This window comes from Kitasatospora sp. cg17-2, assembly GCF_054031055.1.
In genome coordinates, this window is the sequence record NZ_CM132923.1 from 792,379 (window position 1) to 813,353 (window position 20,975).

Here is a 20,975-nt window from a genome sequence, read left to right on the forward strand (position 1 = left end):
GATGGCCGGCCGCCACCGCCGCCCGCCCACCGGCGCGAAAGCAGTCCTGCCCGCGGACATCGACCTGCGGTTGCTCGCCATCACCCAGGGCCGCACCGTCACCGACGAAGGCGTCACCACGCTCCCCTGCGGACGGAACCCGTACGCCTACCGCACGCTCTACCGGCCCGACGGCAGTGTGGACCGGCTGCTTGAGCGCCTGGCTCCCGGTCCGCTGTACCCTCCCGGCCTGCACCACACCGACTGACCCGTCCACTGGAAGCCCAGACCGAGAGGAACGGAAGTGTCCGCCGCGGACCACTGGAACGACCACTACAAGCGGGGGAAGGGATTTCGTCCCGTCGCCGAGGGGGAGGTCGACCTGCTGGCCGAGCATGTCGGCCAAGGCGCCGGCCTCCGGGCGCTCGACGTGGGCTGCGGCACCGGCGAGTACGCCGCCGCCCGGCCCGCCGTCCCCGGGGACGCCGACGAACCGCTGCGCCTGTGCGTCGCCGTCCTGGACGGCGGCCCGCTCACCGACGAGTGGCGCACCACCTTCCGTGACGACATGCGCGAGCGCCTGGGCGCCGACCCGAACCTGCTCGCCTACGTCGTGCCCGCCGCCGACGGCCTCGCCGCGTGCACCATCGGCATCGTCTACCGCGGCTGTCTCGGTCCCGCGTTCCCCACCGGCCTGTGGGGCCGCGTCCACACCGTGGTGACCGATCCCGCCCACCAGGGGCGCGGACACGGCCGGGCCGTCACCACCGCCCTCGTCGAAGCCCTCAAGGACCGCGGCTGCGGGTCCGTCGAGTCGAGGGCCACCGCCGCCGGCGCCGGCCTGTACCGCCCCCTCGGCTTCGAGCCCCTCGACGGCTTCATGACACTGCGCCCCGGCCCCGGCGGGTGGGCGCGATGACCGCCTTCGACCTCGACGCCTACAACGAGCTGGCCCGCAACGGGCCGTGCTTCATCTGCTCAATGCTCGCCGGCGCCCCCGGCTACGAGCACCGGATCGTCCTGGACGACGGCATCCACATCGCCTTCCTCGACCGCTACCCCACCCTGCACGGCAAGGTCCTGGTCGCCCCGCGCACCCACGTCGAGGACACCATCGGCGACTTCACCGAGGACCAGTACCTCACCCTGCAACGCGTGGTCCACCGCGTCGCCACCGCGCTCGCGGCGACCGTTCCGACCGAGCGCGTGTACGTGCTGAGTCTCGGCAGCGCGCAGGGCAACGCCCACGTCCACTGGCACATCGCCGCCCTCCCGCCCAACACCCCTTACGAGCAGCAGCAGTTCCACGCCCTGATGACCGAAGGTGCCGGGGTGCTGCCCGACGATCCCGAGCGGGCCGACCGCCTCGCCGCCGACCTGCGCGCCCGCCTCAACGGAGGAACCTGACCGTGGCCTTCGTCCCGCCCGAGCAGTTCGTCCCCACCCGGCACGGCGGCCGCTCGGTGCGCGCCCTCGATGTGTGGTCGCGCATCGTCACCCCGTGCCAGCAGCGCACGCTGCGCGCCTCGCTCAGCGCCCGTCGCACCGGCGTCGCCGCCTACCTCGTCTCCGCGCCCCGTGTGCCGCGCGAGAACGGATGACGACGCCGCCCCTCCGCCGTCCACCCTTGGGAGAGCGCTTGAAGACCCGTCCGCCCGAGCCCGAGCCCGAGCCCGACGAAAGTGTCTCCGCCAGCGAGCAGTTCTTGTTCGGGGGCCGGCTGCGCTACGACTACAGTTTCGCCTCCCACGAGCAGACCATGCTCAGGATCAGCTTCCTCGCGGTCGCCCGCCAGATCCCTGGCCTGCTCCGCACCGCTCTGCGTCTGGGCTGGCAGGCCGACCGCACGGCGCTGACGGCCGTCGCCGCCGCCGAGATCGGACGCGCCCTGGCCGCCGCGTTCGGACTACTCGCCACCAATCGCGCGCTCACCTCCCTGTTCGCGCCGGGCAGCGCCGACCAGCTGCTGCGCGCGGCGTTGCCGGCCGCCCTGGCCGTCGGCGGCGCCTCCGCTCTCTCCGCGATCCTCGCCATCGCCTCGTCCTGGTCCGGGGACCGGCTGGAGCCCAAAACGGAGCGGGCGGCCACCGTGGCCTTCCTCGGCCGCGCGGCCAGGGTGGAGCTGGCCTCCCTGGAGGACCCGGAGTTCAGCAGGCTGGTGGAGTCCGCCCGTTTCGGCACCTCGGCGGTACGCCGACTGATCAGCCAGAGCATCTCCGTCCTCACCGCACTGCTCGGCCTGGTCGCCGCAGGCGGGGTCCTGCTCACCCTCGACCCGGTGCTGCTGCCGATGCTGGTGCTGATCGCGGCGCCGAAGGGCTGGGGCGCGGTGCGCTCCGCCCGCCGCCGCTACGGCTCGGTGATGGCCTGGCTCCAGCACCACCGGGCAGCGGCAATCCTCGCCCAGCTGATCACGCAGCCGCACTCCGCGCCCGAGGTCCGCGTCCACGCCATCGGCCCGTTCATCCTCGGCCACTACACCGCGATGGCCGAGGCGTCCGAACAGGAGCAGAACCGCCTCGCACGAGCGGCGGCCGGCACCTCCGCGCTCGCCTCCGCCATGTCCGGGCTGGCCTCCGCCGCGACGTTCGCCGTCCTGGGCTGGCTCGTCCATGACGGACAGATGGCCCTCGCCGTCGCCGGCACTGCGGTCGTCGGCATCCGCACCGGAGCCACCGACATCACCTCCCTCGTCCGCACGGCGAACGGCCTCTACGAGGAAGCCCTCTTCGTCGCCGACCTGGAGCGCCTCCAGCGCGAGGCCGAGCGCCGCGCCATCCCCACCGGCGGCACCGACCTCCCGCACCGCCCCGACGTGATCACCCTGGAGGACGTCGGCTTCACCTACCCCGGCCGCAGCATCCCGGCCCTGTCCGGCGTCACCCTCACGATCCCGCGCGGGCAGGTCGTGGCCCTGGTCGGCGACAACGGCTCCGGAAAGTCCACGCTCGCCAAAATCCTCTGCGGCCTCTACCTCCCGGACACCGGCCGCATCCTGTGGGACAGCACCGACACCGCCGACGCCGACCGCGACCAGCTGTTCTCCTCCGTCGCCGTCCTCGAACAGGACTTCCAGCGCTGGCCCTTCACCCTGCGAGCCAACGTGCTCGTCGGCCGCCCCGAACACGGAAACGACCCCGCCCTGCTCAAGCGCGCAGCCGACTACGCCGACCTGCACCCGATCGTCGAGGCCCAGGACAACGGCTGGGACACCCTCGCTGCCCGCGGCTTCCAGGGCGGTGTCCAGCTGTCCGGCGGGCAGTGGCAGCGCGTCGGCATGGCCCGCACCCACCACCGCGCCACCACCGAGGGGCCCGGAGGCCGCGCCACCCATCTGGTGATCGCCGACGAACCGACCTCCGCGCTCGACGCCCAGTCCGAGGTCGCCGCCTTCGCCCGCATCCGCGAACTCGCCGACCAGGGCCTGACCGTCATCCTGATCACCCACCGCCTCGCCGCCACCGCCGACGCCGATCACATCTACGTCCTCCACCAGGGCCGCCTCACCGAACACGGCACCCACACCGAGCTCATGGCCGACCCCGGCGGCCGGTACCGGGCCTCCTACCTCCTCCAGGCCGCCCAGTACTCCAGCGCCCTCCCCCACCAGAGCACCGACGAACCGACCACCGAACCCGCCTGACCCCCAGCCGGCGGGCACCCGGCCGGGTGCCATTCCAGCGAGCCTTCGACCGGCTCAAGCAGTCCGCCGTGTACTCCGACGACGCCCGCGCCATCATCACCACCGCCCTGCAGAACACCTGACCGCCCCCATTCCTCCCGGTCCACCACCGTCCGTGCCGCCGGCCGCGAAGCTGCCAAACCATCCGGCCTACCAACAAATCCTGGCGGTGTTCGCGTCGGCCGACGCCCCGCTGCGGGCACGGGCGGTGTGCAAGGAGATGGACGTGGAGATCGCGCCCAGCAACGTCTACAACGTCAACAACGTCCGCTTGAAGCTCAAGCGGCTCGCCGAACGCAGGATCCTGACCGAGACCGAGCAGGGACTGTTCACCCTGCCGCGGCCGTAGCCGCCCAGCAAGACCCCCACAGCCATGCCGCCTACCCCAACCGAAAGCGGCAAGACAGGCATCAGCCCACGTACCGTTCGTCTAACGTCCTGCGGGCGGGACCTCGCGAGGCTCGTCATACATCCGCACGTCGCGTGCAGTCGCCAGCGGCATCAGCCGGGCAAGGCCGATCTCGCGGAAGTGGTCGGAGTCGCGGTGAGCCGCGAATGCCGCGGAGTCGACGTACCTCTCGATGCTCACGTACCGCTCGGGTGTGTCCTCGGAGCGGAACACGTCATAGGAGAGGCAACCCGGTTCCTCGCGACACGCGGCAGCGAACTCGTTCAGGACCCGGCTGAACTCAACGGCGTTCTCCGGACTGCATGTCACATCGGCAACGACAAGCACGTTCGACTCCATAAAGCACACCCTATGTCCAACGGCTATGCCTCCGGCAGTGGGACACTGAGGTCCGGTCACATCACGAAGGAGCTTTCCACCGGTCTTGCTGCCGCCATGCCTCATGCAAGCCGCGATCCGAAACGGACGGACACGAGGCTGCCGCCGCGGGCCTCGTCGCCAGGCTTCCGAACGGGCCGGGGTGAACCGCCTGACCCTGCGGCCGGGGCCTGGCGCTACCAGGTGATCTCGACGCGGCCATCGGATCCGTTGGCGCCGGCATGGCCGCCCTTGCCCTGGAATGTGAAACCCACACCGGGCTCCATGTAGACGTCGCTGTCGCCGCCGTCGCCGCCTGCTCCCACCTTGGCGCCGTCCTTGGCGCTGCCCTTGGCCACCCCGCCGGCTCCGCCCTTGGCCATCATGTCCCCGGGCTCGTTCGGAGGCCGGTGCCCCTCGTCTCCCTTGCCGCCGGTTCCTGAAGCGCACCGGACAGGGATTCTTGGTGTCCGGGCCCAGGAGGTGATCAACATAGTGCCCGCCCGGGTACGTGCCACACGCGCGGTCCGCGATCTCGGCGAAGTTCTTGCCCTACCGACCGGCAGGACATGACAGGAACAGCTCCCACCCGTCAGCCTTATGCGCATGACTGTTCCGGTCGTCATCGGCGGATTCGCCGAGTCCGAGGCGCACGCCGTCCTCGTGGAGGCCTGCCGGCGGATCGGGGTGGACCCTGCAGGTGCCGAGATACTGCGCGGCCACACCAACGCGGTGTTCCTGCTCCGGGCCGCCGGAGCGGTGGCCAAGATCGCCCGTGCGGGTACTCCCGTGGGGGACGTCGCACGCACCGTGCGGCTGGTTCGGTGGCTCAGCCGGCGAGGCTTCCCGACTGTCGAGCTGCTGCCGGTGGAGCAGCCCGTCCTCGTCGGCGAGCACGCCGTCACCTTCTGGCAGTACCTCCCCCAGCCCGACCACCCTGTGCCGGCCGCGCATCTCGCCGTCCCCCTTCGCACCCTGCATCAACTCCCGCCTCCTCCCTTCGCGGTCCGGCCGCTCGACACGGCCGGGGCGATCCGTCGGTCGATCGCGTCGATCACGGCTCTGCCACCTGCGGACACGACGTTTCTGAGGCAGCGGTTGTCCGACCTCGAACCGGCCCTGGCCGACGTTCGTTTCGTCCTGCGGCCCGGTCTTCTGCAGGGCGACCCCCAGCACCGGAACGCCCTCCACCAAGGCGAAGCGGCGGTGCTGTGCGATTGGGACACCGCCTGCTTCGGCCCTCCTGAACTGGATCTCATCACGGTGGAGATCCACTGCCGCCGGTTCGGCCACGGCCGCAGCCACTACCAGGAATTCGCCGACCTGTAGGGCTTCGACGTGACCACCTGGAGCGGCTATGCCGTCCTGCGCGACCTGCGCGAGTTGCGGATGATCACCACGAACGCCAAGCGCGCCAGAGCGGGCAGCCCGACCCTCGAGGAGGTCCGGCGCCGGGTCGACGGGCTACGGCACGGCCAGGTCGACACCGGGTGGAACATTCTCTGACGCGCGGACGACGACGCTCGCGGGCGATCTGCTGCGCGACCGCGGGGTGCCGCGCGGCCCGCTCCCGGCGTCGCGGTCGTACGCGGCGGCCCGGTCGGTGTTCGACCAGCTGGGAGTTCCCCGTCGGCTGGCGCAGCTGGACCTGTCGCTGGCGGTGGTCCGGGAGATGTGCGGTGACCGTGCGGGTGCGGCCGAGGCGTACGGGCAGTTGGCCGGCGACGACCGGCTGAGTCTGCGCGATCGGCATCGCGCCGGGCTGTGGGTCGGCACCTCGCTGGACAAGCAGGGGCTGCACGAGGCGGCTGCTCCGCTGACGCGTGCGGCGATTGTGGGGTTCGACGCCTTGGACGAGCCGGAGGACTGGGGCACCGACTGCGGTCGTCGGGCACCGGAGGCGGCCCGGGTACCGGAGGGCCGCGTCAGAGGACCGGCGGGGGCGGGGTCCAGCGGTCGGTACGGGGCTTCGCGCTCGTGAGGCCGTAGTCGGACTTGAGCGTCTCGGGGATGGCGTACTGCATGACGCGGCCGCGGGTGAGGGAGCTGAGTTCGAGGCGGAAGGTGAGCTCCCCCAGGCGATCGAGCGCCCACGCGCCGAAGGGGGACGCGTCCTCGACGCTCTCCAGGACGCCGAGGGCGGTGGGCGCGAGGGTGATCAGACGGTCCCAGGGGGTACGGGGCACGTTCAACCAGTCGGCGCTGGTGTCGCCGATCAGGAAGCGGATCAGGGCGGCGACGACCGGGTCGAAGAAGGTGCCGGGGACGACCTCCTCGTAGAGGTCGATCAGTTGCTTGGTGAGCAGGGCGCCCTCCTCCGAGGGGCCCATGTGGCGGGCCATGTAGCGGTCGGAGAACTCCCGGGCCTGGTCGAGGTCGGCCGGCATGGCGTCCAGCTCGATGCCGAGGATCGCGCCGACCACGCGCCAGGCGTAGAAGTAGGCTTCGGCGCCCTCGTTGGACATGTGGATGCCCATCCGGTGCAGTGCGTCGAGCACCTGGACGGAGAACATCATCTGCCCGCCGATCATGTCCTCCTGGCAGATCGGCACCCCTAGCTCCTCCTCGTCCCAGCGTCCCTCGCGGCGCAGGTGGTGGCGGATCGAGGCGTGCAGCAGCCGCACCTTCTGGGCCGCGGGCAGGAAGCGCCCTCCGGCCTCGAAGGCGTCGGGGCGCATCAGGTAGAAGATGAACTGCCCGGTCTCGGCCATCCGCTTGGACGGGTAGGCGAGCGAGTGGGTGGCCGTGAGCAGTCTGGCGACGTGCGGGACGACGTAGCAGGCCGGCATCGCGGCGAAGGACAGCGCGGTGGAGATGTGCACGTTGTTGTCGATGAAGAACAGCCGGGCCTTCTCGATCTGCCCCCAGTCCACCCAGGAGGGCGGCATGGAAGTGGCTTCCAGGTAGGCCCGGGCCTCCTCGGGCACGTCGTCCGGCAGCGGCCGGCCGCTCTGGGCGAACCAGCGCATCAGGGTGTTGAACCTGCCGATCTCGCCGCGCTCGAAGAGGGCGGCGACCACGGAGTCGGCGAGCGGGTCGCCCAGCAGGCGCAGGGAGTCCATCCGCTCGGGGGTGTAGGTCTGCGTCATGGGAAGTCCTCGGTCCGGGGAGGGTCAGGAGATGCGTGCGGTGGCGGTGGTGACCAGGTCGCGCAGGGCCTCGGTGGCCTGGGCGGGGAGGGTGACGGCGGCGAGCGCGGTGCGGGCGGCGCTGGTGCGTTCCTCGATCAGTTCCTCGACCCGGGCCCTGGCGCCGGAACGTTCCAGCAGGGCGCGCAGCTCGTCCAGCCCGTCCGGGCCCAGGTCGGGGCGGCCGAGCAGTGCGTTCAGCCGGTCCCGGTCGGCGGGGCCGGAGCGGGCCCGGGCGAGCGAGACCAGGGCGGTCGGCTTGGCACCGGCCAGGTCGTCCAGGTTGGACTTGCCGGTGCGCCGTGGGTCACCGAAGACACCGAGCAGGTCGTCGCGCAGCTGGAAGGCCTCGCCGAGCGGCAGCCCGTACGCGGTGAACGCCTCCAGCAGGGCCGGGGGCGCTCCGGCCAGCAGGGCGCCGAGGTGGAGCGGGTGCTCGACCGTGTACTTGGCGGTCTTGTAACGGATGATCTCCAGCGAACTCGCCTCGGGCGCACCGGACTTCACGGACACCGCCCGGGTGCGCAGCACCTCCAGGCACTCGCCGGCGACGAGCTCCCGGGCCAGGGTCGCCCAGAGCGGGCGCGCACGGGCCAAGTAGCCGGCGGGCAGGCCGCAGGACGCGAGGAGCTGGCCCGACCAGGCGGTCAGGAGGTCGCCGACCAGCAGGGCGAGGGCCCGGCCGGCCGCCCGCTGCCCCGGGCCGGCGGGGGCGGCCGTGCGCAGGGCCAGGTGCGCGGTGGGAGCACCGCGGCGCACGGGGCTGTCGTCGATCAGGTCGTCGTGCACCACGGCGGCCGCGTGCACCAGCTCCACCGCGGTCGCGGCCCGCACCATCGCCTCGCTGTCGGGCTGCCCGGCCGCCCGCCAGCCCCAGTAGGCGAAGGCTGCCCGGAGCCGCTTTCCGTCGGCGACGGCAGCGGTCAACTGCTCGGACACCGGCTTGAGTTCGGGATCGATCTCGTTCAGCAGTGCGGTCTCGGCGGCGACGAAGGCGTGCAGCGCCCCGTCCACCCGGGCCTTGAGTCCGCCGTCCCAGGCCGCGCCGGCGCCGGGTTCAGTCACCTGCGGCGGCCTTCCGGTACGTCGCCGAACGGCGGGCCACCGCTTCCATGTGCGACTCGGAGCCGGTGTGCAGACGGCCGAGCAGCAGTTCGCCGCGGGCCCGCAGGTCCTCCTGGCCGTCCGTGACCAGGTCGTGCAGGTCCGACCGGCCGGCCGTGCCGCGCATTCGCGACACCAGCCCCTCAACCAGCTCCAGCCCCAGGTCGACCGCCCCGGCCAGGATCTGGACCGCCTCCGCGCCGCGATCCGTCGCTCTCCCCGCACTCCTGGTCGTCACGTCCGCGTCTCCGTCCGCCTCGGCGCGGGCACGGTCCGCCCACGACTGACGACAGCGTGGCAGTCCATTCCCGAGCGCGCGGAAGACCCATCACTTGAACGGACTAACAGATGCCACCAGGACGAGTGAGAAAAGCCGAATGAACGCAGCGGATTCAGCGCTCGCGTGCTATGAACTGCCATCTGGCCCGTCCAACAATGATTGCTCACTCCGGGCATCCCGCGTCGTCCGCACCCGGAGCGTCAGACGTGCGCCCGCTCGGCTTCGGGGTCGAAAGCGGCCCCGAGCCGGGCGAGGCCGTCCCCTCCCCCGCCCAGATCCGGGACATACCACCGCCGACGACGACACCTTCCGCCTCGTCACCGACCTGATGAGCGGCTGCGGCATGCGCAACGGCGAAGTCCTGGCCGTCAACATCAACACCATCGTGGCCGACGACGTCCACCGGATCACCGAGCATGTCAACCAGACCACGAAGACCTACGCACCCCTCAAGCACCGCAAGGCCGGCGACTACCGCGACATCCCCCTCCTCACCCGGATCAGGAACTCCGTCGAGTCGTACACCGATACCTACGGCACCGTCGACGGCTACCTCCTCCGGCACCCGCGCGACCTGAGCCGCCCGATGCCCAACCGCCACATCGCGAACCAGTGGAAGCAGATCAAGAACAACCGCCTCGTCGAGATCCCCGAAGGCATGGTCGTCTACGGCCTCCGCCGCTTCTTCGCCTCGAACTGCCTCAGCCACAAGCTCCCCATCACCGACGTCGCCGAATGGATGGGCCACCGGAACATCGACATCACCTTCAAGATCTACCGCCACCTCATGCCCGGCTCCATCGGCCGAGCCGCCCAGGTCCTCGACCTCGGCCTCGCCGCCTGAACGAATGCCGAGGGCCTGCCCTCGGACCGGGAAAAGGGCCTCCACGCAGCTATCGCGCGCACTCAGCCGCCGGCCAGCCGCTGCTGGCTTCCCGGGCCCCTCGACCCTGGGCCGAAATTCCGCTGCGCACCCCTCGCCACCGACCCGCAGCACGGTGCGCAGAGCCTTTCGTCCGGGGTTGCCACAGCAGACGATCACTCGTTCGGGTGAATGGCATGGATAGCCCACCAGGAGTGATCGAACTGGCACGAACATGTTCGTGACAGATCATCAGAGACACTGCCACGGAAGGCGGAACATCCATGCCGGTCAACGGATCCCCCGAGAACCCGTTCGCTCTCAGCCCCGACGACGTCGCCAAGCTGGACGCGATCCGCGAGGCACTTCTCGACCCGTCACCGCGCCGGATCGGCAGGCTCGACCAGTGGGGCCTCGCCGACACCTACGAGGTGCAGGCCGAGATCGCCGAGTACCGGGAGTTCCGGATCGCCATGGCGGACGGGACCCGGATAGACGCCGGCCTGAGCACACCGCGCAACCTCGCACCGGGACAGACCTGTCCCGCCGTCGTCATGCCCGCCCCGCTGAACGACTTCGGCCGGCTGGCCTACTTCGGCACGATCCCGCGCTGGACCCAGGGCGGCTACGCCGTCCTGACCTACAGCCAGCGCGGTCTGGCCCGCTCCGAGGGCAGGATCCAGGTCGCCGGCCCCCAGGACGTCACCGACGGCGTCGAGATCCTCGACTTCCTCACCGCGCAGGAAGGCATCGACCCGGAGCGGATCGGATGCTTCGGCGCCTCCTACGGCGCCGGCACCAGCCTGCTCCTGGCGGCGAAGGACCCGCGGGTCAAGGCCGTCGCGGGCGCCAGCGCCTGGGGCGACCTGTTCACCTCGCTGTTCGAGAACGGCACCCGGCACACCAAGGCCTTCGAAGCCCTCGTGGCCCTGTTCCACGAGGACCGCTGCTCGGAGGAGTTCCAGGGGATCATCAAGAAGATCCGCGACAACGTCATCGACGAGGACGTCAGGGAGTTCGCCAGGCGCCGCTCGCCGATCGAGCAGCTGACGGCCTACAACGACCGCCAGCTGCCGATCCTGCTGACCACCTCCTGGCACGAAACGATCTTCTCCGTGCCCGCCGTCGTCGACCTCTTCACCAAGCTGCAGGGCCCCAAGTCGCTGCTGGTGCAGATCGGCGACCACGGCAACGCCGAACTGCCCGGCCTGTTCGGCGGAATCTCCAAGCCCACCGAGACGACCTACCGCTGGATGGACCACCACCTCGGCGGCACCGCCGGCGACGGCGCCCTGCCGCAGTTCGGCATCCGCTCGGAGTACATGCACAACCTGCTGTCCGACCTCACCCACGACAACTGGGCGGAGTACGCCCTCCCCGAGCAGCGCTTCCACCTCGGCGCTGTGCCCGCCGGGAAGCAGGACGCACCGATGGCGCAGGGCCGGCCGCAGCCGGGCTGGACCCGCTCCGTCCAGGCCGCCGGTCCGGACACCGGGATCGTCGTCGCCCCGAAGCTCGTCCAGACCGGCCTGGCCGAGCGTATGGGGCTCCCGCACGTCTACAGGACCGCCGAGATCAAGCGCGACGTCGCCGCCGTCTGGACCACCGCGCCGCTGGAGCGGCCGATGCGCGTCCAGGGCGAGCTGGAGGCCCGGCTCACCGTGCGGCCGCAGACGAAGAACGCGACCTTCACTGCCTACCTTCTCGACTGCGACCCGGCGACCGGCCGGGCCACGATCATCACCCACGCCCCCTACACCCTCACCGACCAGCAGGCCACCACGGTGACCTTCCGCCTGCAGCCCGCCCACCACGTCCTCGCCAAGGGCCGCCAGCTGCAGCTCGTCGTCGACAGCTACGACCCGTTCTTCGCGGACGAGAACACCGTCCCCGCCGCTCTCGAGATCACCTCGCCCCAGGGCAACGAGTCCTACCTCGACATCCCCCTCGCCCCCCTGGCGTAACACCCACAAGCCCCGACGGGCACCCGCGCCCACCACCAGGTCCGGTCCGCGACACACGCGGACCGGACCTGCCCCGCACCCGTTGCCGCAACGCCCAGCACCCACCGTGATCCGGCACACTGCGACTTTTCGGGGGGATGACACAGCGGTGCCGGTATGTGCCGGGCCCCTGGACGCGACCCATTGCCGATGATCGCCCACGCTTTCGAGGACCGACGCCCCAAGGCCCCCTCTTCCGCATGAATTCCCTGGCCCCCCGGGACCGTTCGCCCAAGTCCGATTCCCGGACAGCGAGGATGGCAGACGGATCGAAGTCCGGTCGAAGTCCGGCCGCACCGAACGCTGAGGGGTACGCCCATGTGGAAGTCACTTCTGCTGCACCGATCGCTGCGACGCACGGCGGTCGCCGCGGCCGGCTGCCTCGCCCTGCTGGCGGGCACCGCCCCGGTGTCGACGGCCCAGGGCACCGCGACCCGCGCCGCCGGTCACCGGTTCCCCGCAAGCGCCGCCCACCCCACGGCCTCGAAGCGGGAGACCGTCTTCGACCCCGTCTACCTCGTCCAGGCCAACTCTGGCCGCGGGGCGACATTCGAGGTGTACGCGGGTTGGGACTACGCGCTCCTGACGAACCAGCCGGGCAACGGCACCGCCCTGGTCTTCACCCTGCACGCCGACGACCTCACCTACAGCATCGAATCGACGTCCGCCAACTGGGGCGACCACCGCACCTGGTGCCTCTACGGAGCCGACATCAGGCTGGAGAAGAGCAGCTGCGGCACCCGCTGGCAGATCGAGAACCTGGGCGGCGACGAGTTCTACCTCAAGGTGGCGGGGACGAGGAAGAGGATCGAGACCAGCAAGCTGCAGGACCGCAAGCGGTGGCTCTCCGCCGAGGAGGAGATCTTCATCGTCAACGAGGAGTTCGTCAGGTTCAGGCTCGTCCACCCCTGACAGTGGGGATTTTCTGAGCAGTTCCCGGGGCAGGTCCGACTCAACCTCTGACTGACCTCGGGACCTCAACAGGGTCTGTCGGCCTCGTTCCGGAGCCGCTCCTGAGTATCCGCCGGTCCGGCCTGCGTGACTTCACAAGAGCCTGGCCAGAGGCCCCCTCTGCTGTGAAGGTCACCGAGCCGACCGCCCGCGTGCGGGCAGGCAGGCACCGCGGCTCGGTGACGCTCATCCCCGAAGCAGGGGCCGCACCGCGGACGCGGGCGACGGCGTGCACCGACGTGGCGCCACGATTCCCCGCGCCACGGACCGCGACCAGGGCGAGCACGGCTTCCGTGCACCTCGCCGCAGCCGCTGCCCGCAGACACTGGCCGACGGCGCGCGGCCGTACGGCGGTGAAGGTCTGAGACTCATGGGCGGGGCACTCACTCTTGCGGTGCTCGGCGAACACAGGACGGTCGCGACGCTGCGCCATGCTACGGCCCGACCCCGGCCCCACCAGCAGCGAACCCGTCCGCCCGGCCGGCCGTCCTGCCGTTGAGCCGGCCGGGACCGGCGACGGCGATGGCGCTCCGGCCGTGGAACAGGCCATGACCCGGTTCCTGGCCTCCGAACCGGACACCGCCCCCTTCTCGACGCCGGCAGTACCGCCCCGGTTCCGGTGAGGGTCGCCGACGGCCCGGCCGCACATGCGACCGGCCGCTACTTCCTGCTCGGAGCTCTGGAGTCCGGCAGGAGAAACAGGGTGGAGGTCGGCGCGCTTCCGGGAGGCGGGAGCGGGGTGCTGCGCAGTCCCGATGCACTCCTTCGGTGGGAATTCATCGCGGCACACCCCTGGCGAAACGTGTCGTATATCGCATACCTTCCTGCCCGCCGGCATTGCCGCACGGGAAGCCGGCCGTCGGCCGACACCGGCCACAGCCCTTCCCGCCGCCGGTGCCGCGCGTCGAGAAACGCCCGGCGTCCCACAGCCCGCCCCACCCCCGACTCCCCACCCGGAGCAGCAGATGCACAGAGCCGAACCGAACCCGATCAGCCGCCGCAGTGTGCTGCGCGGAGCCGCCGTCGGCGGCGCCGCCCTGGCCGCCGCCCCGCTGTTCAACCTCACCGCCGCCCGGGCCGCGGGCCTGGACTCGGGCGACTACACGATCCGCTACGACAACGGCGCCCGGCAGACCATCAAGGGCCTGGGCTTCGAGATCCAGTCGGACTCGATCGGCTCGGGCAACAACGGCATGCCCGACCTGGTCAGCGGCGTGCCATTCGACCTGGTCCCCAGTGAGCGCACCCGCTTCTACCAGCAGATGCTGAAGATCCGATCCGACCGGGGCTTCCGCTACTGCCGCCTCGCGCTCGGCCTCTACCACCGGGGCGTCACCCCGGACGGCAAGCGGTTCGTCGACCGCTACGACGGCCAGACCGCGCTGCTCGCCGAGATGATCCGCGAAGCGAACATCGAGGGCGTCGCCGCCGAGTACTGGTCCCCGGCCCCCGCCTGGAAGATCAACAACAACCTCATCGGCAAGTCACCGACCGGAAAGCCCTACGGGCTGGCCTCCTTCGCCCCCGCGGACCTGGACGCGATGGGCGAGGCGATGGTCGCCGACCTCGACTACCTCGCCGCCCGCGGCATCCCGATCAGCATGTGGGGCCTGCAGAACGAGCCCGACGCCTACGCCGCCTACTCCTCCTGCTTCTACACCCCCGCCCAGTACCCGCCACGTTCAAGGCCGTCGCCCCGAAGATCCGCGCCAAGTACCCGAATGTGACGATCCAGGCCGACAGCCGCGGCGGCTGGAGCGGGGACCGCGGCAAGGCTCTGATCGCCGACCAGCAGGCCCTGCGCTACGTCGACGCCTGGACCTACCACCGGGTCGGCACCTACGCCGACGAGCAGGTCACCGGCGACTTCACCTCGGGCGCACTGGGCCGACCGGTCTTCAACAACGAGTTCGAGTACCTGAGCACGGGCGGCTCCTCCTTCAACCGGACGATCAACACCGCGCACTCGATCATGAACTGGATGACCTTCCAGAACTCGCCCACCTGGTTCTGGCTGCACGCCCTGAAGCCCACCACCAACTCCGAGTCCAAGGGCTACTCGCTCGGCTTCTGGCGGCCCCCGCACAACACCGACTTCAGCGCCGGCCACTTCCCGAACATCCAGCCCGGCCACTGGGACTTCAACCCGGAGAACTGGAACGCCGTGGCGGGCTTCGTCCGCTACATGCCCTGGGACTCCGTGCGCCACCACGTCGAGGAGCCCGTCCACGACGACGGCAGCGCCTACACCGACCACCGGATCATGGCCTGGAGGACCGCGCAGGGCAAGGAGATCTTCGCCGTCACCAACCGCTCGGCCAGCCAGCCCTGGACCTACCGCATCGACACACAGACCACCGCCACCTTCGAGGGCCGCCGCTACGGCCCCACCACCCACAGCCAGACCCTCAACAAGCTCACCGGCCCCACCCTCTCCCTCACCGTCCCGCCGCTCTCGATCGAATTCTGGGTCCGCACCCCCTGAAAGACCCCGGGCACCGACAACGGGAGTGGGACACCGCCGGTGCGCCGGGGAGCCGTCCGCACGGGTCCTCGACGCGTTCCTCCGACGGGGCGTCGGAGCCTGGGCGCGGGGTCCGGGGCGGTTCGCGGCACAACTCCTCGATGCGGTCGGTGGTGCGCTCGGCGAGGGTGGTTCGGGCGGAGCGGCCCGATCCCGGTCGGCGCTGCTGTGCTGCGGCAGCAACGCCCCCACGAGGATCGGAGGGCAGGAGGGCGGGGAGGGGCTGGTGGCTGCCCGTCGGGACGGACAGCCACCGGCCGGGGCAGTTCCGCGTGCGATCGGCCGGGTCGGCGGACGGTGCAGTGGGCCCGGGACCGTCGGGGTCTACCGCGTTCGGGTGTTACCGCGCGTGGTCGCCCGCGAGCCAGGACAGGGCGCCGGGAAGGGCGTGCTCGACCGGGGGGATGTGGCGGTACCAGGTGCGCTCCCACTCCAGGGAGACCCAGCCGTCGAACCCGTCGAGGAGTGCGCGGGCAGCGGTGAGCGGGACGGCGCCGGTGCCGAGCGGGACGGGCGTGGTGTCGGCGGCGGACGCGGCGTCCTTGATCTGGACGCACCTCAGCCGGTCGCCGAGGTGGCGCAGGGTGTCGGCGGGCTGCTCGCCGTGGCGCCAGGGGTGGAGGAGGTCCCAGACCGCGCCCGTGTGCGGGGCTCGGTCCAGGAGGGCGGCGAGGGCCTCGCCGGTGGGCAGGGCGTCGTGGGTCTCGACGAGTACGGTCGGGCCCTCGTGGGCGACGGCGGCGAGGCGGCGGGCCCCGGCGGCGAGGTCGTCGCCGCCGGGGAAGACCCGGACGAATTCCGCCCCGAGGTCACGGGCGAGGCGGAGGTCGGCCCGCAGCGCGTCGACGACCGGGCGGTCGGGGCCCGGTGCGCAGATCCGGACGTAGCCGGAGAGGCAGAAGGCGGACAGGGATCCCAGGGTGCGGGCGACGGCGGCGCGTTCGGCGCTGTCGAGGCCGGCATGGACGCCGGTGTCGGGGTGGAGGCGCAGTTCCAGGCCGTCGAGTCCGTACCGGCCGGCGAGGGCGGCGACGTCCGCCAGCGGTGTGGCCGGTGTGCCGAGGGTGCTCAGTGCCAGTCTCACGGGTGGGCTCCTCGGTCGGTGTCGGTGTCGGTGTAGGTCCTGGTGCGCGGTTTCCGCCGGGTGGCGGTCAGGCCGAGTGGGCCAGGTCCTCCGGCCGCACGGCTCCCCGGAAGGGCTGCCCGCGGGTGTGGCGTTCGACCTCGTCGGCCGCGGCGTGGGCCATGCGTTCGAGTTCATTGCCGAAGGAGCCGGCGATGTGCGGAGTGAGCAGGACGTTCGGCAGGCTGCGCAGCGGGTGGTCGCGCGGCAGGGGTTCGGGGTCGGTGACGTCCAGGACGGCGTGGAGGCGGCCGGAGGCGAGTTCGTCGGTGAGGGCGCGGGTGTCGACGAGCGCGCCGCGGGCGGTGTTGACCAGGGTGGCGCCGTCGGGCATCAGGGCGAGGCGGCGGCGGTCGAACATGTGCCGGGTCGTGGGGAGTTCGGGTGCGTGCAGGGAGACGACGTGTGCGGTGGCGGCGAGTTCGTCCAGGTCGGCGAGGCGGCTGCCGGCCGGGGCTCGCGTCAGGTAGGGGTCGGCGACGAGGACGTCGAGGTCGAAGGGGCGCAGCAGTTCGATCACCCGGCGTCCGATCCGGGAGGCGCCGACGATGCCGACGGTGGTGCGGTAGTTGCCCCAGGTGGGGAAGTACTGCTGCCATCGCTCACGGTCGAACGCGCGGTCCCGCTCGATCCTGGCGACGGCGCCGATGCGCTTCCCGGCGGCCAGGACCGCGGCGACGGTGTATTCCGCGACGGGGACGGCGTTGGCGTCGGCGGCGGTGGTGACGGCGATGTCGCGGTGCCAGACGTCGTCGGTGATGTGGCCGCGGACGGTGCCGGCGGCGTGGACGACGGCCCGCAGTCGGGGCATCCGGTCGAGGGCCGACGCGTCGAGGACGGGGCAGCCCCAGCAGGTGAAGAGCAGTTCGGCCCGGGCAAGGGCGGCGGTGTGGGCGGGGTCGTGGAAGTCGGTGACGATCGCGGGCGCCAGCCGGGTGAGGCTCTGGAGCCTGGCGAGCACGGTGGGGTGGAGGATCATCTCGGCGCTGGCCGGGGACATGGCGAGGACGGCGGCCGGGCGGTTCGGGGTCATCGGGGGTCGGGGTTCTTTCTGCTGGATCGGTCCGGTGGACACCGGCGGCCTACTTGACCGCGCCGGCGGTCATGCCGGAGCGCCAGTAGCGCTGGAGGCAGACGAACGCGATCACGAGCGGAACGGTGACGACGAGCGCGCCGGCGACGACCAGCACGGAGTACTCGGGGTTGATCTGGGAGGACTTGTTCCAGGTGTAGAGGCCGAGCGCGACCGGGAACAGCTTGGTGTCGGAGACCATCACCATGGCGGTCAGGAAGCCGTTCCAGCTGGCCGTGAAGGCGAACAGGAAGATGGTGACGAAGCCCGGGCGCAGCATGGGCAGGCAGATGGTGCGGAAGGTCTGCCACTCGCCGGCGCCGTCGACGCGGGCGGCCTCGATGACCTCGTTGGGGATGTAGCCCTGGGAGAAGGTGCGGGCGAGGTAGACGCCGAAGGGGTTGACCAGGCTGGGCAGCAGGATCGCCCAGTAGGTGTTGACCAGGCCGAGCTTGGAGAACATGAGGTAGATCGGCAGCTGGATGACGGTGAAGGGGATGAGGACGCCGAGCAGGACGACGGCGTAGAGCTTTTCGCGGCCGCGGAACTCGTACTTGTCGAAGGCGTAGCCGGCGAGCACGGAGATCATGGTGCCGGCGAGGGATCCGACGACGGAGTAGAGCAGGCTGTTGGCCATCCAGCGCAGGAAGATGCCGTTCTCGGCGGTGAACAGGTCGGCGAGGTTGCCGAAGAGGTTGAACGAGCCGAGTTCGAAGCCGGGGTGGCGGTAGAGGTCGGCGGCGCTCTTGGTGGCGGCCACCAGCAGCCAGGCGATCGGCAGCAGGGTGTAGAGGGTGAAGACGACGAGGATGCCGTTGGCGGTGAGCAGCGGGGTCCAGGGGCGGCGGGGTCGGGCGGCCCGGGCCGCGTGCCTGGCCGGTGCGGCGGTCGCCGGGCGCGCGCGGCGGCTCGGGGTGATGGTGCTCATGCGTTCTCCCAGCGGCGGCCGAGGCGGGTGACGAGGAGGGACAGGCCGGCCGCGACGGCGGCGAGCAGGAGGGAGGCGGCAGCGGAGAGGCCGTAGTCGTGGCGTTCGAAGGCCGCGCTGTAGATGAACATCATCGGCGACCACTCGTTGCCCATTTCGGGGGCGCCGCCGTTGTAGAGGAGGAACGGCTCGGTGAAGGTCTGGATCATGCCGACGCAGCTGAACAGGACGGCGAGGATCACGGCGGGCCGGATCATCGGGATCTTGACGGACCAGGCGGCGCGGATCTCCCCGGCGCCGTCGAGGCGGGTGGCCTCGACGGTCTCCTGCGGGAGGGCCTGGAGTGCGGCAAAGAAGATGATCATGTTGTAGCCGATCCACTCCCAGGCGACGATGTTGACCAGCGAGGCCAAGTAGCCGTCGGGGCCGAGGAAGTCCCAGTGGATGCCGACCGCGTCCAGCGCGGCGGTCAGCGGGGACAGGCTCGGGGTGTAGAGCAGCACCCAGACGATGCCGGCGACCAGGACCGGCACGGCGTGCGGCAGGAACAGGGTGAGCTGGAAGAACTTCTTCGCCCGGGCGAGGACCGAGTCCAGGACGAGGGCGAGCAGCAGGGCGCAGCCGATCTGGACCGGCAGGGCGATGGCGGCGTAGAGCGCGACGTTGCCGAGGCCGGCGAGGAACGCGTGGTCGGTCAGGGCGGCGGCGAAGTTGCCGAAACCGGTGAACTCGGTGGTGGTGCCGCCGAAGCCGAGCCCTGACGCGGCCTTCTCGGAGAACAGGCTCATCCAGGCCGCGTAGCCGATGGGCAGCACCATGACGAAGGTGAACACCGCGAAGAACGGGGCGATGAACAGGGCGGGGGTACGCCGCGAGAATTGAGTCACGGCCCGGCCTCCTTGGTGGTGGGCCCCGTCCCGCTCGGTGCGGGTGGTGGGGGTGGGTGGTGCGGGCGTCCGGGGAAGCCGGCGGGAGGGGAAGACCGGCAGGGTGCCGGTGGGGGCCGCCTCGTGGGCCCGGGCTCGCTGCCCGGCGTCGACGTGACGGCCCGGTCCTCGGTCAGGCGTCGACGTGACGGCCCGGTCCTCGGTCAGGCGTCGACGTGACGGCCCGGTCCTCGGTCAGGGGGCGAGGTTGAGGCCGCGGTTCTTGATCTCGGCGACGGCCTTCTGTTGGGCGGCCTTGACGGCGTCGGTGAGGCTGCCGCCGGAGGCGACCTTGGCGAGCCCGTTCTTGAGCTCGGCGTTGACGGCGAGCTGGACGGGGCCGTAGACCCAGCCGGGGCGGATGGTGTCCACCTGGTTGCCGGCCACCGTGTAGGGGTTCTCGGAGCCGAAGTAGGCCGGGTCGAAGGTCGTGGCCGCGACCGAGCGGACGTCGGTGAAGGCGGGCAGGGCGGTGCTCTTGCCGCTGCCGAGGCGGGCCTTGATGCCCTCGGGGGTGGTGGTGGCGAAGGTGATGAACGCCAGCGCGGCCTCGTTCTTGCGCTTGTCCTTGCTGTCCTTGCTGACGGCGAAGACGGAACCGCCCATCAGCCCGGTGGCCGGGGTGCCGTCCCAGGTGGGCAGGGGCAGGACGCCCCACTTGCCGGCCTGGTCGGGGGCCATGGTCTTGATGCCGCCGCCCGACCAGGGGCCGCCGATGTAGCTGAGGGTCTTGCCGTCGACCAGGCCCTTGGTCCACTCGGGGCTGTAGGCCTTCTGCGTCCAGACCAGGTCGCCCTTGACGAGGTCGTCCCAGTAGGTGGCGACCTTGAGGGTGGCGGCGTCGTCGACGGCGGGCTTCCAGGCCTGGCCCTGGACGGAGAACCACTTGGCTCCGGCCTGCCAGGCCATGCCGGTCAGCGGGGCGGGGTCGTCGGTCCACAGGGTGGTGATGCGGGTGTCGGGGGCGGCCTGCTTGACCTTGGCGGCCGCGGCCCTGAAGTCGTCCCAGGTCTTCGGCGCCGTCACGCCGTACTGGGCGAAGAGGTCCTTGCGGTACCAGAGCTCCTGCGGGGAGGCGTCGAACGGAACGGCCCAGGTCTTGTCACCGAGGGTGACCAGCTCGCGGACGGACTGGGGGAACAGGCCGACGGTGTCCTTGGCGGAGCCGAGGTCCTTCAGCTGGCCCTGGCTGACCACCTCGGGCAGGGCGTTGTACTCGACGTTGACCACGTCGGGGCCGTTGCCGGCCTTCACCGCGTTGCTGAGCTGGGTGAGGATCTCGGTGCTGCTCGGCGACTTCTGGTAGGTGACGTGGACCTTGCTCTGGGCCTTGTTGAACGCCTCGGCGGTCTCCTGGGTGCCGGGCATCCAGGACCAGTAGGTGATCTCGACCGGGCCGGTGCTCGCGGCGCCGGTGTCGGAGCCGGAGGAACAGGCACCCACGGTCAGGGTCGCGGCCAGGGCGACGGTGCCGGCGCAGGTGCGGCGGAGCAGGGAGCGTCTGGAGGTGCTGGACATGGGAGGGAGCTCCTCGGGCTGAAATCTGGGGGGGTGCCGAGGATTGTTCGCTCCGCCGGTGCGGCGCGGCAATAGCCGACGGAAAAGCGATCAGAAACGAACATCGGCGGGGCCGGGACCTGCGAAGTG

General features: G+C 71.1%; 23 protein-coding genes. 13 read left to right on the forward strand and 10 right to left on the reverse strand.

What is annotated here, in order from left to right; all coding sequences use genetic code 11:
- Position 1 precedes the first annotated feature (1 nt).
- From ACW14Y_RS03205 to ACW14Y_RS03230, 6 genes are all read left to right on the forward strand, one after another.
- Positions 2–247 (forward strand): hypothetical protein, encoded by a 246-nt coding sequence (locus ACW14Y_RS03205; RefSeq protein WP_456985787.1) that lies wholly within the window; start codon positions 2–4, stop codon positions 245–247.
- 36 nt (positions 248–283) lie between these two features.
- Entirely contained in the window at positions 284–898 is a 615-nt protein-coding gene (locus ACW14Y_RS03210; RefSeq protein WP_456985788.1) for an N-acetyltransferase family protein, read from the forward strand.
- Entirely contained in the window at positions 895–1,386 is a 492-nt protein-coding gene (locus ACW14Y_RS03215) for an HIT family protein (protein ID WP_456985789.1), read from the forward strand. The genes ACW14Y_RS03210 and ACW14Y_RS03215 overlap by 4 nt, the downstream gene beginning before the upstream one ends.
- A 2-nt stretch (positions 1,387–1,388) precedes the next feature.
- On the forward strand, positions 1,389–1,580 hold the full coding sequence (locus ACW14Y_RS03220; protein ID WP_380440779.1) for a hypothetical protein: 192 nt from the start codon (positions 1,389–1,391) through the stop codon (positions 1,578–1,580).
- 38 nt (positions 1,581–1,618) lie between these two features.
- Complete coding sequence (locus tag ACW14Y_RS03225) at positions 1,619–3,622, forward strand: ABC transporter ATP-binding protein (protein WP_456985790.1); 2,004 nt, start codon at positions 1,619–1,621, stop codon at positions 3,620–3,622.
- 208 nt (positions 3,623–3,830) lie between these two features.
- Positions 3,831–4,010: a hypothetical protein gene (locus ACW14Y_RS03230; protein WP_456985791.1), complete on the forward strand. Its 180-nt coding sequence runs from the start codon at positions 3,831–3,833 to the stop codon at positions 4,008–4,010.
- An 81-nt stretch (positions 4,011–4,091) separates the two neighbouring features.
- Here the strand turns inward: ACW14Y_RS03230 and ACW14Y_RS03235 are convergent, their stop codons facing one another.
- Both ACW14Y_RS03235 and ACW14Y_RS03240 read right to left on the reverse strand, forming a co-directional pair.
- Positions 4,092–4,409 carry a putative quinol monooxygenase gene (locus ACW14Y_RS03235; RefSeq protein WP_456985792.1) on the reverse strand — a complete coding sequence of 106 codons (318 nt, stop codon included), beginning with the start codon at positions 4,407–4,409 and terminating at the stop codon, positions 4,092–4,094.
- A 215-nt stretch (positions 4,410–4,624) separates the two neighbouring features.
- Positions 4,625–4,813 (reverse strand): hypothetical protein, encoded by a 189-nt coding sequence (locus tag ACW14Y_RS03240; protein WP_380389464.1) that lies wholly within the window; start codon positions 4,811–4,813, stop codon positions 4,625–4,627.
- 220 nt (positions 4,814–5,033) lie between these two features.
- Here ACW14Y_RS03240 and ACW14Y_RS03245 point away from each other — a divergent pair, with 220 nt between their 5' ends.
- Together ACW14Y_RS03245 and ACW14Y_RS03250 are read left to right on the forward strand one after the other, a co-directional pair.
- Positions 5,034–5,756, forward strand: coding sequence for a phosphotransferase family protein (locus ACW14Y_RS03245; RefSeq protein WP_456985793.1), 723 nt, complete (start codon positions 5,034–5,036; stop codon positions 5,754–5,756).
- A gap of 9 nt (positions 5,757–5,765) precedes the next feature.
- On the forward strand, positions 5,766–5,933 hold the full coding sequence (locus tag ACW14Y_RS03250) for a hypothetical protein (protein WP_456985794.1): 168 nt from the start codon (positions 5,766–5,768) through the stop codon (positions 5,931–5,933).
- 419 nt (positions 5,934–6,352) lie between these two features.
- Here ACW14Y_RS03250 and ACW14Y_RS03255 read toward each other — a convergent pair whose 3' ends face one another.
- Genes ACW14Y_RS03255 through ACW14Y_RS03265 form a run of 3 tightly spaced genes read right to left on the reverse strand, consistent with a single transcriptional unit; the run spans position 6,353 to position 8,897 of the window.
- Positions 6,353–7,516 (reverse strand): oxygenase MpaB family protein, encoded by a 1,164-nt coding sequence (locus tag ACW14Y_RS03255; protein WP_456985795.1) that lies wholly within the window; start codon positions 7,514–7,516, stop codon positions 6,353–6,355.
- Between the two features lie 24 nt (positions 7,517–7,540).
- Positions 7,541–8,620 (reverse strand): polyprenyl synthetase family protein, encoded by a 1,080-nt coding sequence (locus ACW14Y_RS03260; RefSeq protein ID WP_380440789.1) that lies wholly within the window; start codon positions 8,618–8,620, stop codon positions 7,541–7,543.
- Positions 8,613–8,897 carry a hypothetical protein gene (locus tag ACW14Y_RS03265; RefSeq protein ID WP_380306249.1) on the reverse strand — a complete coding sequence of 95 codons (285 nt, stop codon included), beginning with the start codon at positions 8,895–8,897 and terminating at the stop codon, positions 8,613–8,615. Before ACW14Y_RS03265 ends, ACW14Y_RS03260 begins: the two co-directional genes overlap by 8 nt.
- Before the next feature lie 385 nt (positions 8,898–9,282).
- On the opposite strand from ACW14Y_RS03265, the gene ACW14Y_RS03270 reads away from it, so the two are divergent.
- From ACW14Y_RS03270 to ACW14Y_RS03290, 5 genes are all read left to right on the forward strand, one after another.
- Positions 9,283–9,783 (forward strand): tyrosine-type recombinase/integrase, encoded by a 501-nt coding sequence (locus ACW14Y_RS03270; protein WP_456985796.1) that lies wholly within the window; start codon positions 9,283–9,285, stop codon positions 9,781–9,783.
- 302 nt (positions 9,784–10,085) lie between these two features.
- Entirely contained in the window at positions 10,086–11,765 is a 1,680-nt protein-coding gene (locus ACW14Y_RS03275; protein WP_456985797.1) for a CocE/NonD family hydrolase, read from the forward strand.
- Positions 11,766–12,122: 357 nt separating this feature from the next.
- On the forward strand, positions 12,123–12,716 hold the full coding sequence (locus ACW14Y_RS03280; protein ID WP_380389457.1) for a hypothetical protein: 594 nt from the start codon (positions 12,123–12,125) through the stop codon (positions 12,714–12,716).
- 1,004 nt (positions 12,717–13,720) lie between these two features.
- On the forward strand, positions 13,721–14,482 hold the full coding sequence (locus tag ACW14Y_RS03285; RefSeq protein WP_456985798.1) for a hypothetical protein: 762 nt from the start codon (positions 13,721–13,723) through the stop codon (positions 14,480–14,482).
- On the forward strand, positions 14,479–15,240 hold the full coding sequence (locus ACW14Y_RS03290) for a hypothetical protein (protein ID WP_456985799.1): 762 nt from the start codon (positions 14,479–14,481) through the stop codon (positions 15,238–15,240). Before ACW14Y_RS03285 ends, ACW14Y_RS03290 begins: the two co-directional genes overlap by 4 nt.
- Positions 15,241–15,619: 379 nt before the next feature.
- Here the strand turns inward: ACW14Y_RS03290 and ACW14Y_RS03295 are convergent, their stop codons facing one another.
- From ACW14Y_RS03295 to ACW14Y_RS03315, 5 genes are all read right to left on the reverse strand, one after another.
- Positions 15,620–16,363, reverse strand: coding sequence for a sugar phosphate isomerase/epimerase family protein (locus tag ACW14Y_RS03295; RefSeq protein ID WP_456985800.1), 744 nt, complete (start codon positions 16,361–16,363; stop codon positions 15,620–15,622).
- Between the two features lie 67 nt (positions 16,364–16,430).
- A complete protein-coding gene (locus ACW14Y_RS03300) occupies positions 16,431–17,435 on the reverse strand; it encodes a hydroxyacid dehydrogenase (protein ID WP_456985801.1) in 1,005 nt (334 codons plus the stop codon).
- Between the two features lie 49 nt (positions 17,436–17,484).
- Entirely contained in the window at positions 17,485–18,402 is a 918-nt protein-coding gene (locus ACW14Y_RS03305) for a carbohydrate ABC transporter permease (protein ID WP_456985802.1), read from the reverse strand.
- On the reverse strand, positions 18,399–19,289 hold the full coding sequence (locus tag ACW14Y_RS03310; protein WP_456985803.1) for a carbohydrate ABC transporter permease: 891 nt from the start codon (positions 19,287–19,289) through the stop codon (positions 18,399–18,401). The genes ACW14Y_RS03305 and ACW14Y_RS03310 overlap by 4 nt, the downstream gene beginning before the upstream one ends.
- A 234-nt stretch (positions 19,290–19,523) precedes the next feature.
- Positions 19,524–20,846: an ABC transporter substrate-binding protein gene (locus ACW14Y_RS03315; protein ID WP_456985804.1), complete on the reverse strand. Its 1,323-nt coding sequence runs from the start codon at positions 20,844–20,846 to the stop codon at positions 19,524–19,526.
- Between the last annotated feature and the right edge of the window lie 129 nt (positions 20,847–20,975).